13 protein-coding genes are annotated in these 14,987 nt (G+C 73.8%); 2 read left to right on the top strand and 11 right to left on the bottom strand.

Features of this window, described 5'->3' with window-relative positions:
- Positions 1 to 51 precede the first annotated feature (51 nt).
- Entirely contained in the window at positions 52 to 1,320 is a 1,269-nt protein-coding gene (locus AB0H83_RS39905; protein WP_360104898.1) for a helix-turn-helix domain-containing protein, read from the top strand.
- Here AB0H83_RS39905 and AB0H83_RS39910 read toward each other — a convergent pair.
- From AB0H83_RS39910 to AB0H83_RS39940, 7 genes are all read right to left on the bottom strand, one after another.
- Positions 1,275 to 1,541, bottom strand: a complete 267-nt coding sequence (locus AB0H83_RS39910; RefSeq protein WP_360104901.1) for an acylphosphatase — start codon at positions 1,539 to 1,541, stop codon at positions 1,275 to 1,277. The genes AB0H83_RS39905 and AB0H83_RS39910 overlap by 46 nt on opposite strands.
- A gap of 29 nt (positions 1,542 to 1,570) precedes the next feature.
- Complete coding sequence (locus AB0H83_RS39915; protein ID WP_360104904.1) at positions 1,571 to 3,214, bottom strand: sodium:proton antiporter; 1,644 nt, start codon at positions 3,212 to 3,214, stop codon at positions 1,571 to 1,573.
- A 36-nt stretch (positions 3,215 to 3,250) separates the two neighbouring features.
- Positions 3,251 to 4,447: an LCP family protein gene (locus tag AB0H83_RS39920; RefSeq protein WP_360104907.1), complete on the bottom strand. Its 1,197-nt coding sequence runs from the start codon at positions 4,445 to 4,447 to the stop codon at positions 3,251 to 3,253.
- Between the two features lie 337 nt (positions 4,448 to 4,784).
- Positions 4,785 to 5,879: a nitroreductase family protein gene (locus AB0H83_RS39925; protein ID WP_360104910.1), complete on the bottom strand. Its 1,095-nt coding sequence runs from the start codon at positions 5,877 to 5,879 to the stop codon at positions 4,785 to 4,787.
- A gap of 304 nt (positions 5,880 to 6,183) precedes the next feature.
- Entirely contained in the window at positions 6,184 to 7,158 is a 975-nt protein-coding gene (locus AB0H83_RS39930) for a hypothetical protein (protein ID WP_360104913.1), read from the bottom strand.
- Positions 7,159 to 7,267: 109 nt separating this feature from the next.
- Positions 7,268 to 7,939, bottom strand: coding sequence for a hypothetical protein (locus AB0H83_RS39935; protein ID WP_360104916.1), 672 nt, complete (start codon positions 7,937 to 7,939; stop codon positions 7,268 to 7,270).
- A 166-nt stretch (positions 7,940 to 8,105) separates the two neighbouring features.
- Positions 8,106 to 9,380, bottom strand: coding sequence for a hypothetical protein (locus AB0H83_RS39940; RefSeq protein WP_360104919.1), 1,275 nt, complete (start codon positions 9,378 to 9,380; stop codon positions 8,106 to 8,108).
- 131 nt (positions 9,381 to 9,511) lie between these two features.
- On the opposite strand from AB0H83_RS39940, the gene AB0H83_RS39945 reads away from it, so the two are divergent.
- The gene (locus AB0H83_RS39945) at positions 9,512 to 9,976 is read left to right on the top strand and encodes a DIP1984 family protein (RefSeq protein WP_360104922.1); all 465 of its coding nucleotides are present in this window, start codon (positions 9,512 to 9,514) and stop codon (positions 9,974 to 9,976) included.
- A 355-nt stretch (positions 9,977 to 10,331) separates the two neighbouring features.
- Here the strand turns inward: AB0H83_RS39945 and AB0H83_RS39950 are convergent, their stop codons facing one another.
- From AB0H83_RS39950 to AB0H83_RS39965, 4 genes are all read right to left on the bottom strand, one after another.
- Positions 10,332 to 12,515, bottom strand: a complete 2,184-nt coding sequence (locus AB0H83_RS39950) for a bifunctional diguanylate cyclase/phosphodiesterase (RefSeq protein ID WP_360104925.1) — start codon at positions 12,513 to 12,515, stop codon at positions 10,332 to 10,334.
- 41 nt (positions 12,516 to 12,556) lie between these two features.
- Complete coding sequence (gene trxA / locus AB0H83_RS39955) at positions 12,557 to 12,883, bottom strand: thioredoxin (protein WP_360104928.1); 327 nt, start codon at positions 12,881 to 12,883, stop codon at positions 12,557 to 12,559.
- A 2-nt stretch (positions 12,884 to 12,885) separates the two neighbouring features.
- Complete coding sequence (locus AB0H83_RS39960; protein WP_360104931.1) at positions 12,886 to 13,224, bottom strand: MerR family transcriptional regulator; 339 nt, start codon at positions 13,222 to 13,224, stop codon at positions 12,886 to 12,888.
- A 176-nt stretch (positions 13,225 to 13,400) separates the two neighbouring features.
- On the bottom strand, positions 13,401 to 14,351 hold the full coding sequence (locus tag AB0H83_RS39965) for a hypothetical protein (protein WP_360104934.1): 951 nt from the start codon (positions 14,349 to 14,351) through the stop codon (positions 13,401 to 13,403).
- Positions 14,352 to 14,987: the final 636 nt, after the last annotated feature.

Here is a 14,987-nt window from a genome sequence, read left to right on the forward strand (position 1 = left end):
GGGTCGCGGGGCCGGCTGCACGAGCAGACCCTGGCCACGGTCAGCGCGGCGATGCTCGCCCAGGGCCGGTCGCTGTCCGGCGGGCAGGGCCGCGGCCTCACCCTCGGCGTCGAGACCGCCGTCGACGCGTTCCTCGACACGTTCGTCGCCGGCGGTGACCTGACCCGCACCCGGGCGGTCTTCCACGAGCTGGGTCGCACGGAGTACCGCGAAGGCCACCACATCGACGCGCTGCGCTCGGTGCTGACCGTCGGCGCCCGGGCGATCTGGTCCGCGGTCAGCGACCCGGCCTCTTCCCTGGAGCGGGCCGACCTGTCCGCCGTGGCGTACGCCCTGTTCGGCTATGTCGACGTGCTCGCCGGCGCGGCCGCCGAGGGGTACCTGGACGAGCAGCAGGACGCCGCGCACGACTGGGCCCTGGTCCGGCGGCGGCTGATCACGCTGCTGGTGCAGCCGGACCCGCCCGCCGACACCGCGCTGCACGCCGCGGCCGAGGCGGCGCGCTGGCCGTTGCCGGCGGCGGTGACGGTCGTCAGCATCGAGGGCACCGACGCCGAGCACCTCGCGCGGGCCGTCGGCGGCGGCGCGATCGCCACCGTCATCGACGGCGCTACCAGCATCGTCGTGCCCTCCCCCGGCCGGCTCCTCGACGCGCCGCCGGCATCCGCCGCCACGACGGGCCCGGCGGCCAGCTTGACCGGCCCGGGCGGTCCCGCCACGACGGGCCCGGCGGCCAGCTTGACCGGCCGGGGCGGTCCCGCCGGGCCGGCGGGTGCGGCGGCCGTGCCGGTGGGTGCGGCGGCCGTGCCGGCGGGTGCGGCGGCCGTGCCGGCGGCGATCGCCCGCGGGCTCACCGGGCGGCGCGCGGCGGTGGGGCCGGAGCTGGAGCTGCGCCGGGCCCGCACCTCGCACCGGCTGTCGCGCCGCGCCCTGCAGCTGCAGCAGGCCGGCACCCTCCCCGACGGGGTCATCGGCTGCGACGAGCACCTGGTCACCCTGCTCACCGCCTGGGAGCCGGGCGTCGCGGACCGGCTCGCCGCCCGCGCCCTCGCGCCCCTCGCGGCGGCCACCCCGGCGTCCCGGGAGGTCCTCGCCGAGACCCTCCTGGCGTGGCTGCGCTGCCAGGGCCAGATCATCGCGACCGCCGAGGCGCTGCACACGCACCCGCAGACCGTCCGGTACCGGCTGCGCAAGCTCCGCGACGCCTACGGCGCCAGGCTCGACGACCCCGACGAGCGGCTGGCGCTGCACCTCGGCCTGCTGGGGCCGGGCGGTCACCGGACGGCGAAGACGGCCAGGCCCTCCGGGGTCTCCTCGTAAACCTCGACCGTGCTCACGGCCGCCCCGGCGGGGCCGTCCCACGCCCAGGCGACGAGCCGCTCGACCGCCTCCGGCGGACCCTCGAACACCGCCTCCACCCGGCCGTCGGCCAGATTGCGGACCCAGCCGCCGACCCCCGCGCCAGCCGCCACCCGCCGGCACGTGTCGCGGTAGTAGACGCCCTGGACCCGTCCGGACACCAGCACCCGCCTGCGCTCCATCCTGCGACGGTACCGCCGCCGCCGCCCGGTTACTTGCGCCGCTCGGGCAGCAGCCGCTCCTCGTGGTCCAGCTCCCGCTCCAGAACGCGCAGGCCCTCGTCGGGCAGGGTGCCGGCGTCGCGCCACCGCAGCAACTCCTCCCGTTGGGCCTCCATCACCGCGCGGCGGATACGCAGGGCCGCCTCGTACCGTGGCGACACCGGCATCTCGGGCGACTCGGCGCTCTGCAGCAGGTCGATGCGGCCCTGGTAGCGGGCCAGGCGCTGGGCGAGTAGGCCCCGCATGACCTGGATCGCCTCGGCCTCGGCGGCGTCGGCGTCGGCGTCGGCGTCGCGGCGCCCGAGGTCCTCGCGCCGCTCCCGATCGAGGTCGTCGAGCTGGTCGAGGGCGGCGTGGACCGACGCGGAGCGCGCCTCGTTGCGCAGGCGGGCCTCGTCGATCTCGTCGGCGCGCAGGCCGAGGCGGCGCACCAGCGGCGCGAACGTGAGCCCCTGCCCGACCAGCGTCACCAGCACGACGGCGAACGTGCAGAACAGCAGCAGGTCGCGGTCCGGGGTGACGCGGGGCAGGGTGAACACCGCCGCCAGGCTGATCACGCCGCGGGTCCCGGCCCAGCTCAGGACGGTCACCTCCCGCCCGCTGAGCCGCTCGGCGTGCTGCCCGTTGCCGAGGCGGGAGTGCAGCGACCGGGGCAGCGACTGGGTCAGCAGCAGCCACAGCGGCCGGATGAGCAGGACCGACCCGACGGACACGGCCAGCGCGGTGACGACGGTGGAGGTCTCGTAGTGGCGCAGGCCCCGTATCACCTCCGGCAGTTGCTGGCCGATCAGCAGGAACACGAAGCCCTCGAGCAGGAAGTCGACGAGCCGCCACACGGCGCTGGTCTGCAGCCGGCTGGCGCCGGACGCGGCGCGGGGCGCGTGGTGGCCGACGACGAGCCCGGCGACGACGACCGCGAGGACACCGGAGACGTGCAGGTGCTCGCCGAGCAGGTACGCCAGAAACGGGGTGGCCAGCGACACGGCGTTGGCGGACATCGGGTCCCGGGTGACCGGGCGCAACAGCCGCAGGGCGTAGGCGACGGCGGCGCCGGTGGCCGCACCGCCGGCGGCAGCGACGATGAACCGGCCGGCCGCGGCTGGCGCGGAGAAGCCCTCGCCGAGCACCGCGGCGGTGGCGAAGCTGAGGATGGTGAGCGCGGTGGCGTCGTTGAGCAGCCCCTCGCCCTGGATGATGGTGACGAGGCGGGGCGGCAGGCCGACCCTGCGCCCGACGGCGAGCGCCGCGACCGGGTCCGGCGGGGCGACGGCGGCGCCGACCGCGATCCCGGCGGCGAGGGTGGCGCCCGCGACCAGGAAGTGGAAGCCGTACCCGATGACGAGCGCGGTGATGAACACCAGCATCACCGACAGGCTCACCACGATGCGCAGGTTGCGCCGGATCGCCAGCAACGAGGCGTCCAGTGCCGCGCTGTACAGCAGCGGGGGCAGCACGAAGGTCAGCACGACCTCCGGCTCGAGCGGCAGGTTCTGACCCGGCAGCAGCGCGTAGACGATGCCGATGACCGGCAGGATCGCCGCGGCGGGCAGCCCCGTGCGCCCCGCGAACCACCGCACCGCGACGATGACGGCGACGCCGGCGAGCACGTACAGCAACATCGTCTCGGCATGCACCACCCCATTGTCAGGGGTAACCGGAGATGCCGGGGGTTACCGGGTGGAAGCCTTCACCGTCGGTGTCTTCGTCGGCGTCGCGCCGGGCGCGACGGCCGCCTGCTCGGCGTTGTTGTTCACGATCTCCGGGTGCGCGGCGACGAACGGGCCCACATCGTCGCGGACGATCGCGGCGAGCAGCTCCTTGGCGGTGTCATCGAGGATCTCGTACGACCTGCCGCCGGTCGTCTCGGAGTGGAAGTCGCCGTTGTTGACCTTCAAGGTCACCATCTGGTCCGGGCTGATGCCCTTGAGCGTGAAGATCCAGTCGGCGAGGAGGATGTTGTTGTTGTAGAAGGAGACCGCGTCGCCCATCTTGTTGAGCATCTCGGTGACCTTGATCGGGTTGGCGATGACACCGGCGCTGGTCGCCTTCTTCACCATCGCCTTGATGAACTGCTGCTGGTGGCGCTGCCGGCCGTAGTCGCCGTCGTTGTTGGCGAGCTTGTCGCGCTGCCGCACGTAGTCCAGCGCCTCCCATGCCTCCATGTCGTAGCAGCCGACCTCGTAGATCTGCGGGCGCATGTTGGGCTTGAGGGTGGTGGGCAGGTCGTTGGCGAAGTTGTAGGGCACGCCCTCTTTGCCGGTCTTGGTGTTCCAGCCGGTGTGGATGGACGTGACCCGCTCGTCGACGCACATGTGCACGCCGCCCATCGCGTTGACAAGGCCTTTGAAGCCGTCGAAGTTGACGATCGCGGCGCCGTTGAACTTCAGGCCGCCGGCCAGCGCGCTGACCGTCTCGGCGAGCAGTTCCAGCCCGCCGTCGCGCCCGCCGCCGTTCTGGAAGCCGCCCTGGAACGCGGCGTTGATCTTGTCGGTACCGCCGTCGAACCGCGTCTTCGGGTGCACCGGGATCCGGACCTTCGTGTCGCGCGGGATCGAGGTCAGGTACACGGCGTCGTGACTGGCCGGCACGTGCGCGATGATGATCGAGTCGGCGCGCACGCCCATCGCGGTGTTGTCCACCCGCTCGTCGATGCCGACGAGCAGCAGGTTGATCGGCCCGTCGATGGTGTTGCCCTCGGCGGCGGCCTGGCCCAGCCCGCCCTCGTGGGTGATCTTGTCGCTGTAATGGTCGAGCAGCAGCTTGCCGCCGATCAGCCCGCCGCCGCTGGTGACGAGCAGCAGCGCGCCGACCACGAGCAGCAACTTCGCCCACAGGGGGTCTTTGCGCTTCCTGCGCTTCCTGCCCACCGCACGCCCTTCCGACCGTCGAACTCATGCTGAAGACGGAATGAGGGTGTGCGACGTTGCGTCCCACTGCTCCGGCCGGCTGCCTCCGACGCCGGCGCCGCCGAGTTTCCACTGTTCACCACGGGTACGCCCGGTGCGCCGGGCAGGAGTGTGGCAACGCTCACGTGCCGCCGCGGCCGGGGCGTGGGCGCGTGCGTGGCGGCGTCCCGGGCGGTGCGGCATCCTGGGCGTGGTGGCGTCCAGGGCGGGGCGGCGTCCTGGGCTTGGTGGCGTCCAGGGCGGGGCGGCGTCCGGGACGGCGGCGAGCGGCTCGGCGCCGGGCCGGCGCCGGGTCAGGTCATCGGTTCTGCGCCGGTTCGGTGGCGGTCGTGGTGGCCTGACCGGTGGCCTGACCGGCGACCCGGCCGGCGACCTGCTCAGCGACGACCTCGAGGGCCGACATGGACGGTCGCCGGGGCGTCGCCGGGGGCGCGTCCAGCCGGGCGGGCACCCCGATCCGCACGGCCATCGCCGGGTGGCCGACGTCGCCGAGCATCCGGCGCAGCATCGCGCGGGCCGCCGGCACCTCCACGACATCGCTCATCGGCGAGGCGGCCAGCCCGTCACCGACGGCGGTGAGCAGGACCGCGGACAGCGCCTCCCCCGCCGCGATCCAGTCCCGCGGCTGGTCGCCACGGGCCACCAGCACCGCGTACCGGGCGCGGCGGTCAGCCACCTCGCCACCGGCGTACACGCTGACCCGATCGGCGGCGGTGCCGGTGAAGTCGCGGATCGGCACGGGACGCGGGCCGGCGGCCGCGGCGCTCTGCGGCGGCACCCCGTCCTCGGCGCCGGAGCGGACCCACTCGGCGAGCTCGGCCCGGTACGCCGGGTCCGCCCGCTCGGCGTCCGCGGCGTGACCGGCGGCGACGGCGATGTCCACGAGCTCCTGCGGGCGCACCACGTGCAGGTCGGCGCCGGCGGCGGTGGCGGCGGCCCGCAGCCGGTCCAGGGCGGCCTCGGGCACGTCCTGGTCGGCGAACGGCCGCCGGTCGGTGCGCCGGATGCCCATCGCCCGGCGCAGCCGCTGCGGCTCCGCGGCGCGGGCGACCGGGCCGGCGTGGCGCACGGTGGCGAGCAGGTCAGGATCGTCGTCGTCCGGCAGGTACGTCACCTCGGCGGCGATCCCGTCGGCGGCGAGCGCGACGCGGGCGTGGTGCAGAGCGGCGCCGCAGCTGAGCGTCAGCAGCCGGCCGTCGGGGTCGATGGTGGCCAGCTGGCGGCTGCGATCGGCGCGCAGCTGCGCGGTGTCGCCGTCGATGCGCCAGTGCCACGGTTGGGTGTTGAGGATCGACGGCGCGCCGAGCGCGGCCAGGACTGCCTGGGTCAGGACCCGGCCGGCCGGAGTGACCCGCACGGCGGTGCCGCGGTCGGTGTACTGGATGGCGGGCATGACGGGCTCCCTCGGTGAAGCTGATGGTCCATTCAACGGTGGCGCACCGCGCGGGTGGCCGGCAGTGCGGAGATGCCCGCATCGGCGGGACCTTCGGCCCGTCCTACCCGGGACCCCCGATGTGCCGGCCCACGCGGGACCCCCTCCCGATGTGCCGGCCTACCCGGGACCCCCGATGTGCCGGCCTGCCGGGGACCCCGACATTCCGTCCCACCCGGGACCCCGGCGTGCCCGGCCTGCCGGCGGACCCCGGCCGCCGCCGAGGGTGCCGGCCGTCCGGGGTCCGCTTTTGGCGTGCGCGAGGTCAGGCGGTCGCCGGCACTTCGGCGTGCGTCCGGCGCAGGCGGGGCAGCCAGCGCACCTCCTCCGCGGTGCGCGGGTCGGAGCCGTACGCGAGCAGGGTCAGGAACACGCCGTAGACGGGCAGGTGGCCGAGCAGCTCCGGGGCGCCGAAGATGAGCAGCGTCGCGTTGAAGGGCACCGCGGCGACCAGCATCGCCAGCTGCGGCATCGCGCCGGACAGCACCAGCAGGCCGAAGAGCAGCTCGGTCGCGCCGGCGACGAGGATGAACGTGTCGGCGGGCACGTGCAGGCCGAGGTACGAGAAGACGTCCAGCTGCGGGTAGTGCTCCAGGGTGGCGCGGGCCATCGCCGGGTTGGCCAGCTTCTCGGAGAACGCGAGGGTGACCAGGGCGGTGGCGACGCCGACCCGCAGCGCGAGCAGCGCCCGGCGCAGGGTCCGCGGGTCCGCCTCGACGGCGCCGTGCCGGTCGCCGGACGGCGGCAGGAACGCGAGGAACCCGGCGATGCCGAGCAGGTCGGCGGCCTCCAGGAGGCTGACGGGCCCGGTGGCGGCGAGCGCGACCGGCCCGACGACGACGAGCAGCAGCGCGGCGGGACGCAGCCGGTACCCGGTGATGAACCAGACGCCGAGCGCGCCCTCGACGACCGCGAGCAGCGCCGGCGCCGGCAGTTCGGTCAGCTCCAGGTCGGCGGCGAGGAAGTACCCGCGGGCGGCCAGGGCGAGCAGGCTGACGCCGAGGTGGATGGCGAGCAGCCGCGGCAGGTACGGCGTGATCCGGCCGAGCGGGCGCAGCACCGTCAGCTCCGGGGTGCCGACGCGCCGGGCGACGACCCGCCACGCGACGGTCGCCGCGACCACGAGCGCGAGCACCGCGAGGGTCACCGGGCGGGTCGCGAACCCCCAGTCCGGCGTGTACGCCGAAGGGTCCTGCAGGAACCACTTCTCGTGCGCCAGTACCGTGTCCTCGAGTTGCATGGGGTCGCCTCCAACGTCCGCCGTCCACTTCCGGCATCAGCATCGGCAGCGCCGGGGGCGGTCCTCAGGGCCGAAGGTCCCGAAACCAGCAGGACGAAGGCTTCGTGGCTCAGCGGTCCACGGCGATCCAGGTCGCGCGGGCGAGGGCGAGGACGTCGCCGCCCGGCCCGTACAGCGTGGACAGGACCGTCGCCTTGCGCCCCTCGGAGGCGACGTGCCGGCCGGTGATCACACACTCGCTGCCCGGCTCCGGCACCGCGTCCACGCGGGCGGCGATGCGGCCCAGCACGTACGGGCGGCCCTGCGTCAGCACGGACCAGCCGCCGGGGCAGTCCAGCGCCGCCCACACCAGCACCGGCGACACGTCCGGCGGGACCTTCCAGGGGGTGGCGGTGCGCCCGTCCGGCAGCGGGCCGGGGAACAGCGCCAGCCCGTCGCCGCGGTCGGGGCCGCACACGAAACAGGTCGGGAACGGGTGGGCGGTGAATCCCGGGTACGCCGCCGAGGCCGCGACCGCGTCGACGAACGGCACCGCCGGCACCGCCTCGGGCCGCTCGCCGGGGTCGGTGCGGGCCGACGCGACGAGGGCCTCGCCGTCGTGGACCTGCACCGTGCCGCCGGCCGCGTCCTGCCCGGCGGTGACGGTGAGCGGCGTGTCCAGCGGCGGCGGGCGGCGCAGCGTCACCTCGACCGGCCCGGTGAGGTGCGCCGCGACGAGCCCCGCCGTGTAGCCGCCGTTGCCGGACCCGGGTGGACCGTTGAACCGCGCCGCGATGATCATGGTGTCCCTTCACGTGCGCTGCCCGCGTGGGCCGCTTTCCCGCGCTCCGACATGCCGGGACAGGCGGCCCCGGCGGCGGCCGGGGCCGCGCGATCGCCCCCACCCTCGCACACGGCGGCGCCGCCGTCGCGCCCGGGTCACGCGAGGGGGACGCCGTCGGCCCTGATCACTGCGGGTAGTCGCCGGGGTCGACCGAGTCGGTTTCGGCGTTGCCGCCGATGCTGGCCTTGAGGGTGATCTCCCAGGTGGTGTACTGCCTGCTCGTGGTCGTGAACTCGAAGATGTCCGCGAACTTCTCGAACTCGCAGGAGCGGGTGAACCCGGCGACGCCCGCGTCCCAGTCGACGCCGGTGGCCATGTACACCTGGTAGCTGCCGTCCTTGACCCGCTTGACCTTGAACGTCTTGCCCGCCGAGACGTAGACCGTCCAGGCCGCGACCTTGGCGCCGTTCGGAACGAGGCTCACGACGACGTCGGTCGCGCCGCCGCTGTTGTTGATCGTGAACTCGCCCGACCCGTTGAGCGTCCCCTTCTTCACCATGGTGCCGTTCGCCAGCGTGCGGGTCTGCTGGGCCACCGGTGCCGGCAGCCACGCGCCGAACGTGAAGGCGGACCCGAAGGCCTTGACCGCCTCCCGGAGGTAGGTCGCCGCCGGCGAGCCGGTCACCTGGGCGACCGCCGAGGAACCGGCGCAGATCTCGCCGTTCTTCGCGTCTCCGGTCAACGCGATGGAGTCGCTGCCCAACGCGTCGAACGCCCGCTTGATCTGCTCGTGGCCGGCGGCCGCCTCTTTCGGCGGGGTGACGTACGCGAACCGGGGCCCGCTCGTCTTGACCGCGTCGGCCAGCGCCTGTGCGGCTTCGACCGTCGCCGCCTGGTTCTTCGCCGCGGCGACCTTCTGCCAGGCCGGCCCCATCAGCGCGTCGGCCTCGGTCAGGAGCGTCTGGTACGCGGCGGCGGTCAACGGCTCCGGTGCCTTGCTCGGCGTCGGGCTCGCCGATGCACCGCCGGCCGCACCCGAGGAGGTCTGCTGCTGCTCGGGGTCACCGCCGACGAAGGCCGCGACCCCACCAACACCGCACAGCAGCAGGAGCACGCCGGCGACGACGCCGACGACGACCAGCTTGTTCCTCGACCTGCCGGGCGTGACCCGATCACCGCTCGGCCACCCTGTGCCCGGCCCGCCGATGACGGCACCGGTGGGCGGCGCGCTCCAGCCGGGAGCGCCGGCGGGCGGCATCCCGGACGCGCCCGGCATCCCGTACGCCGGCATGCCAGAGGTGGGCGGCCCGTACGTCGGCATGCCGGAAGTGGGCGGCCCGGACGCGGGCATGCCGGACACCGGTATGCCGGAGGTCGGCGTGCCGGGCGCAGGGGCGTCGGGTGTGCCCCACGCGGGGAAGTCCGGGTTCGGGCCAGCGGGAGTGGGCGGCGTCGTCACGCGAGCACCGTACCGGTTCAGATGCATGTGCATGTGCCCCCGACGGCCTTCTGGTCACCGCCGGTCAGGCATGTGCGGATGCCCGCTGCGGGCGGGCATCTCTCATCGATCATCGCTGGCATACTGTGCTCGTGAAACTCGCGGAGGCTCTTGCGCTGCGTGCGGATGCGGCGCGGCGCGCCGAACAACTTCGTGCCCGGGTCACCGCCAGTGCCCGCTATCAGGAGGGCGAGACGCCCGCCGAGGATGCGGTGGCGCTGCTCGACGAGGTCAGTGCGGTGCTCGACGAGCTGGAGTCGTTGATCCGGCGGATCAACCGCACCAACGCCGCGACGCTGGTTGAGGGCGGCACGCTGACCGACGCGCTGGCCCGGCGGGACGTGCTGCGCCTGCGGCACAGCGTGGTGACCGCGGCGGCGAGCGCCGCGGCGGGCGAGGGTCAGCGCGGGTACCGGCAGCTTCGGTCCGAGCTGAAGATGATCTCAGCGTTGCCGGTGGCCGAGCTGCACGGTCAGGCCGACGATCTGGCCCGGCAGCTGCGCGAGGTCGACACCCTCATCCAGCGCACCAACTGGGAGGCCGAGCTGCTCGACTGAGACGTGGGACGCGGAGCAGGTAGCCGACGTGGAGGCGTGCACGGACCCGAGAGCCGGCGGGTAATTCGGCTCCTTTCTCTGGCACGCCGCGGGCAGGCGTGGGGTTCGACTCCCCGGCATACACCGCATGCCCAGCACGGCACACAAGTGACGGGGCACTGAGTACGGCACACCACCAAGTGCAGATCCACGGCGGCGAGGGCGGGCAAGGGGCACTCCGCGTCCCTCAACCTCGGTGCTCCCGCGCGTCCACGGAAGGTGACCGCGCTGACGACGCGTCGGGGTGCTCCGCCGGTACCCGCCACGACGGGCACCTCACCCGCGCGCTGGTGGGCCTGTTCCAGTGACCAGTGGTCTACGCGGCAAGCTCGTGCTGGCTGCTGCCTGAGAACACCGGATCCGGCGCGGGCCGGCCGAAGTGGTACCCCTGGACGTAGTGGTAGCCGAGCCGGTGCAGCTCATCGGCCTGTGCCGCGGTCTCCACACCCTCGGCGATCGCGGTCAGCTGCAGATGGTTGCTCACGTCGATGAGCGCCCGGGCGATGACGGCCTGCCTGCCGGGGGTACCGACGTGATCGACGAAGGACTTGTCGACCTTGAGGATGTCGACCGGCGCGGTCTGCAACAGGCCGAGCGACGAGTGCCCGGTGCCGAAGTCGTCCAGCGCGATGCGCACCCCGAGCGCCCGCACCGCGCGCAGCGTGTCCAGCGCGGTGTCGCTGTCGAACACGGCCGTCTCGGTGACCTCGATGACGAGGCACCGGGGCGGCAGGCCGGTGTCGGCGAGCACCGCGGCGACGGTCCCGGCGAAGTCCGGCTCCGACAGCTGCCGGGCCGAGGCGTTGACGCTGACCCGCTGCGGCGCCCGTGGGCCGAGCGTGTCGCGCCAGTGCGCCATCCGGGTACACGCCTCGCGCAGGATCCACGCGCCGAGCTCGATGATCAGCCCGTTGTGCTCGGCGACCGGGATGAAGTCGACGGGGCTGACCAGTCCGCGCTGCGGGTGCCGCCAGCGCACCAGCGCCTCCACCGCGACGGTGTCGCCGGACGGAAGGGCGACGATCGGCTGGTACACCATGAAGAACTGCGACTCGTCGAGGCCGGTGCGCAGGTCGGCGCCGAGCTCGGCATGCTCCGAGGCCCGGGCGTCCAGGGCCGGGTCGTAGTGCTGCTGCCGGCCGCCGGTGACCTTGGCCGCGTACATCGCGACGTCGGCGCGGCGCAACGGCTCGAACGCCTCCGCGGTGCCGCGGCAGTCCGCCACCCCGATGCTGGCCCGCACCAGCAGCTTGTGCGCCCCGGCCACGAACGGCCGCTCGAGCGCCTCGGCGAACACGCTCACGTCGCCGGACGGCACCAGCAGCGCGAACTCGTCGCCGCCGAGACGGGCCACGGTGTCGCCGGGCCGGGCCACGGAGCGCAGCCGCTCGGCGACGGCGATCAGCAGCCGGTCGCCGACGCCGTGGCCGAGCCGGTCGTTGATGGCCTTGAAGTCGTCGAGGTCGATCAGCGCGACCTTCGCCGGTGAGCCCAGCGCCGCGCGGATGCGCAGCTCCAGCTCGCGCCGGTTGGCCAGGCCGGTCAGGTCGTCGCGCACGGCCAGCCGCCGCACCTGCCGGACCAGCCCGGCCATGCGTACCCCGACGAGCAGAAACAGCACGACGGCGCAGGCGCCCACGGGCAGCCAGTCGATGTCGCGGGGCTGGGTGACGCCCTGCACGAGCAGTACCCCGGGCGCCAGCAGCGACGAACTGGCCAGGATGAGCAGGCGCGGCCAGCCGAACCGCAGCGCGTCCTCGCCGGCGTCAGCCGCCCTCGCCACCCGCCGCGACGACGGGTGCAACGCGGCGGCGGCCCACAGCACGTACGACAGCAGCCAGCCGGCGTCGAACAGCCCGCCGTCATAGGAGGTGTACGCGGTGACCACCGAGTACGCGACGTCGGCGCAGGTCAGCAGGACCAGTGAGGCGGCCAGCAGCCGGATCCCGGTGTCGCGCACCGCGCCGGACACCAGCAGCCGGGCGAGCATGACCAGCAGCAGCGCGTCGAACGCCGGGTACGCCAGCCCCACCACCCGCGTGCCGACCCCGACGGTGCCGTCGTGCGCGATCGGCTGCATGACGAACGTCCACAGCACCAGCCCGGCGCCGGTCGCCACGATCGAGGCGTCCAGGACCGCGGCCCGGTTGCGTCCGGCCCGCTGCCGCACCAGCACGAACAGCCCGGCGGCGAGCAGCGGGTACGCGCCGAGGTACAGCGCGTCGGCCACCGACGGGAACGGGTCCTGATGCAGGCCGTACACGTAGTAGCTGTAGACGGCGTCGCCGCCGGCCCACAGCAGCGTGCCGGCCGCGAACAGCCACCACGCGAGCCGGCCCCGGGCCACCGCGAGCATCACCAGCGCCGAGCCGGCGCCGAGCCCGTCGTAGATCAGGCTGCCGGCGAGGGAACCGTACGGCAGCGTGAAGTAGCCGGCGGTCGCCAGCAGGCCGGCGACCGTCCACCACGTCCACATCCGCTCCCGCAGTCTTCCCCGCACCCTCGCAGCATCGGCCGCCGAGGGCCCGGCATGAGGGTGCCTCAGCTCACGTTTGCCAGCGCCCCGTCGATCTGCGCCCGCAACTGCGCGCGCGGCCGCGCCCCGACCACCTGCGACACCAGCTCCCCGTTGCGGAACATGCTCAGCGTCGGCATCGACATCACCCCGTACGCCCGCACCGTCTCCGGGTTCTCATCCGAGTCGATCTTCACGATCCTGGCCCGGCCCTCGTACTCCGCCGCAAGCTCGTCGAGCACCGGCGACAGCCGGTGGCACGGCGGGCACCACTCGGCCCAGAAGTCCACCAGCACCGGCAGATCGCTGCCCAGCACCTCCTCGGCGAACGTGGCATCGGTGACGTTCAGCATGTTCAGCCCAGCTCCTTCACGATCGTGGCCCGGATCCGCCGCAGCCGCGCGATGTAGTCGTCGATCTCGGCGAGCCGGCGGGTGAGCACCTCGACCGATGCTGGACACTCGGCGCCCGAGCTGTGCCCCTCTCGGATGCACTCCACGAACGGCCGGGTGTCCTCAAGGTTGAACCCGATCTCCAGCAGGGCACGGATCTCCCGCACCAGCCGCAGGTCCTCCTCGTCGTAGTCCCGGTACCCGTTCGAACTCCGCCGGGCGCTGAGCAGGCCCTGCTGCTCGTAGTAGCGCAGTGCCCGCGCACTCGTGCCGGCCTGCTCCGCCAGCTCCCCGATCCGCATGCGACCAACGGTAAACCTTGACAGTGATGTCAACGCCAGCCCTGATGCTGGCACCACGGGTCTCCCGGCCGTGCCTTTCGTCGCCCCTCCGGCCTGTTCCGCGTGCTGCACATCTCCGAGCCGCGGCGCTGGCCTCTGGTCATGCCCTTGGACGCGCCCTCGGTGCGTGTCGTTGGTCATGCCCGCGCGACGGCGTCGATGCGGCTGCGGTGCGCGGCGGCGAGCCGCATCAGGTAGACCCGCTCGACCGAAGCCACGAACGCCGCCGGTGCCGCCCGGATCTCCTGCGGCGAGAAGTGCAGCACCAGCGCACCGGCCTCGGTGAGCCGCCGGTGCCGCCGCATGGTGCGCTCCCAGTCCTGCGGCGACAGATGGTACGCCCGCGAGTCCACCTCCAAGGCCACGTCGACCTCGGCGATCCATCCGTCCGGCGTGGGAAGGATCTCCCCTGCGGCACCGGTCAGCCGGGGGTTCCACAGCAGCCCCGGCAGCACCGCCGACCCGGCGAGCAGGTCCCGCGCCTCACCTTCCGCCACGGACCGGACCCCGGCGACGACCTCGCCGACCGCACTGCGCAACACCGCGGTCCCGGCCCGCGGCGCGACGCCGAGCTCACGAACCAGATCCTCGACCGTGCAGTGCCCGACCTGCACCGCCTCGGCAACCAGCGCCCGCACCCGCCGCGGATCCGCGCACCGCCGGGCCGCCTCGACCACCGACCGCTCCGGCGACGAGACCCGCAGCGAGCTGACGAGCCGCACGAACGGGTCGGCCCGCGACGTACGGTGCACCCGCACGAAACCGGTCGACCGCACCCTACGGTTGGACGGCACGACGATCCGGACACACCGCTCGTCCGGCGCGTTGCGGAAGCCGTGCAGGCCCAGCGCCGCCGCCGCGGTGAGACACGCCTCGCCGCCGCCGTAGAGCAACGCCGCGGTCAGCTGGTGCGTACGGCTCAGCTCCCCGCTGAACGTCGCGACCACACCCAGCAGCACGACCGCCCACCGCCCGGTGCGCAGCCGCCACCGCAGTTGCGACCTGGTCACCCCCGCCGCGGTGAGCTGCCCCCGGGTGACCAGTCCGTGCTGCGCCCTCGTGAACCGTTCGACCCCACCGTCCCCCACCCCGACAACGCTGCCGCACACCCGCCCACACGCAAAGCTCAAACCGCATCCTGTGGACACCGCCCCGATGATCGAAGTCCCAATCCGGCCACCCGACCGACCACCGACCGACACCGACCACCGTCCGGCAGGCGCAAGTCGTGCGCCAGCCGCCGTGCCCGCGTGATCCAAGGACAGGAATGGCCACCCCAACGACCACCCGACGACTTCGATCACCGGGCGACGGCGCGGGCCGACAACCGAACCGCACCAAGGCAGGCACCGGACAGACCAAACCGGCGCGAGCAGACCGGACCACGGGCAGCCCCCGGTAATCCACGGACAGAAATGGCCACCCCAACGACCACCCGACGACTTCGATCACCGGGCGACGGCGCGGGCCGACAACCGAACCGCACCAAGGCAGGCACCGGGCCGACCGGACCGGCGCGAGCAGGCCGGACCGCGGGCAACTCTCGTGATCCAAGGACAGGAATGGTCACCCCGACGACCACCCGACGACTTCGATCACCGGGCGGCGGGCGCGGGCCAGCAGGCGAGTGACCGTTACCCGGGCGGACCCGGGCGAACGCGAGAGGCCAGCGCAGACCGACGCGGGCAAGCGCGGGCCGCCGGCGCGGTCAGCGCCGGCCGCCA

The sequence above is a fragment of the Dactylosporangium sp. NPDC050688 genome (assembly GCF_040654515.1).
GTDB lineage: Bacteria > Actinomycetota > Actinomycetes > Mycobacteriales > Micromonosporaceae > Dactylosporangium.

Coding starts and splice junctions, on each gene's coding strand:
- AB0H83_RS39905 (WP_360104898.1), top strand. CDS start 52: ATGCTCGCCCAGGGCCGGTCGCTGTCCGGCGGGCAGGGCCGCGGCCTC.
- AB0H83_RS39910 (WP_360104901.1), bottom strand. CDS start 1,541: ATGGAGCGCAGGCGGGTGCTGGTGTCCGGACGGGTCCAGGGCGTCTAC.
- AB0H83_RS39925 (WP_360104910.1), bottom strand. CDS start 5,879: ATGCCCGCCATCCAGTACACCGACCGCGGCACCGCCGTGCGGGTCACT.
- AB0H83_RS39930 (WP_360104913.1), bottom strand. CDS start 7,158: ATGCAACTCGAGGACACGGTACTGGCGCACGAGAAGTGGTTCCTGCAG.
- AB0H83_RS39935 (WP_360104916.1), bottom strand. CDS start 7,939: ATGATCATCGCGGCGCGGTTCAACGGTCCACCCGGGTCCGGCAACGGC.
- trxA (WP_360104928.1), bottom strand. CDS start 12,883: ATGCTGAACGTCACCGATGCCACGTTCGCCGAGGAGGTGCTGGGCAGC.
- AB0H83_RS39960 (WP_360104931.1), bottom strand. CDS start 13,224: ATGCGGATCGGGGAGCTGGCGGAGCAGGCCGGCACGAGTGCGCGGGCA.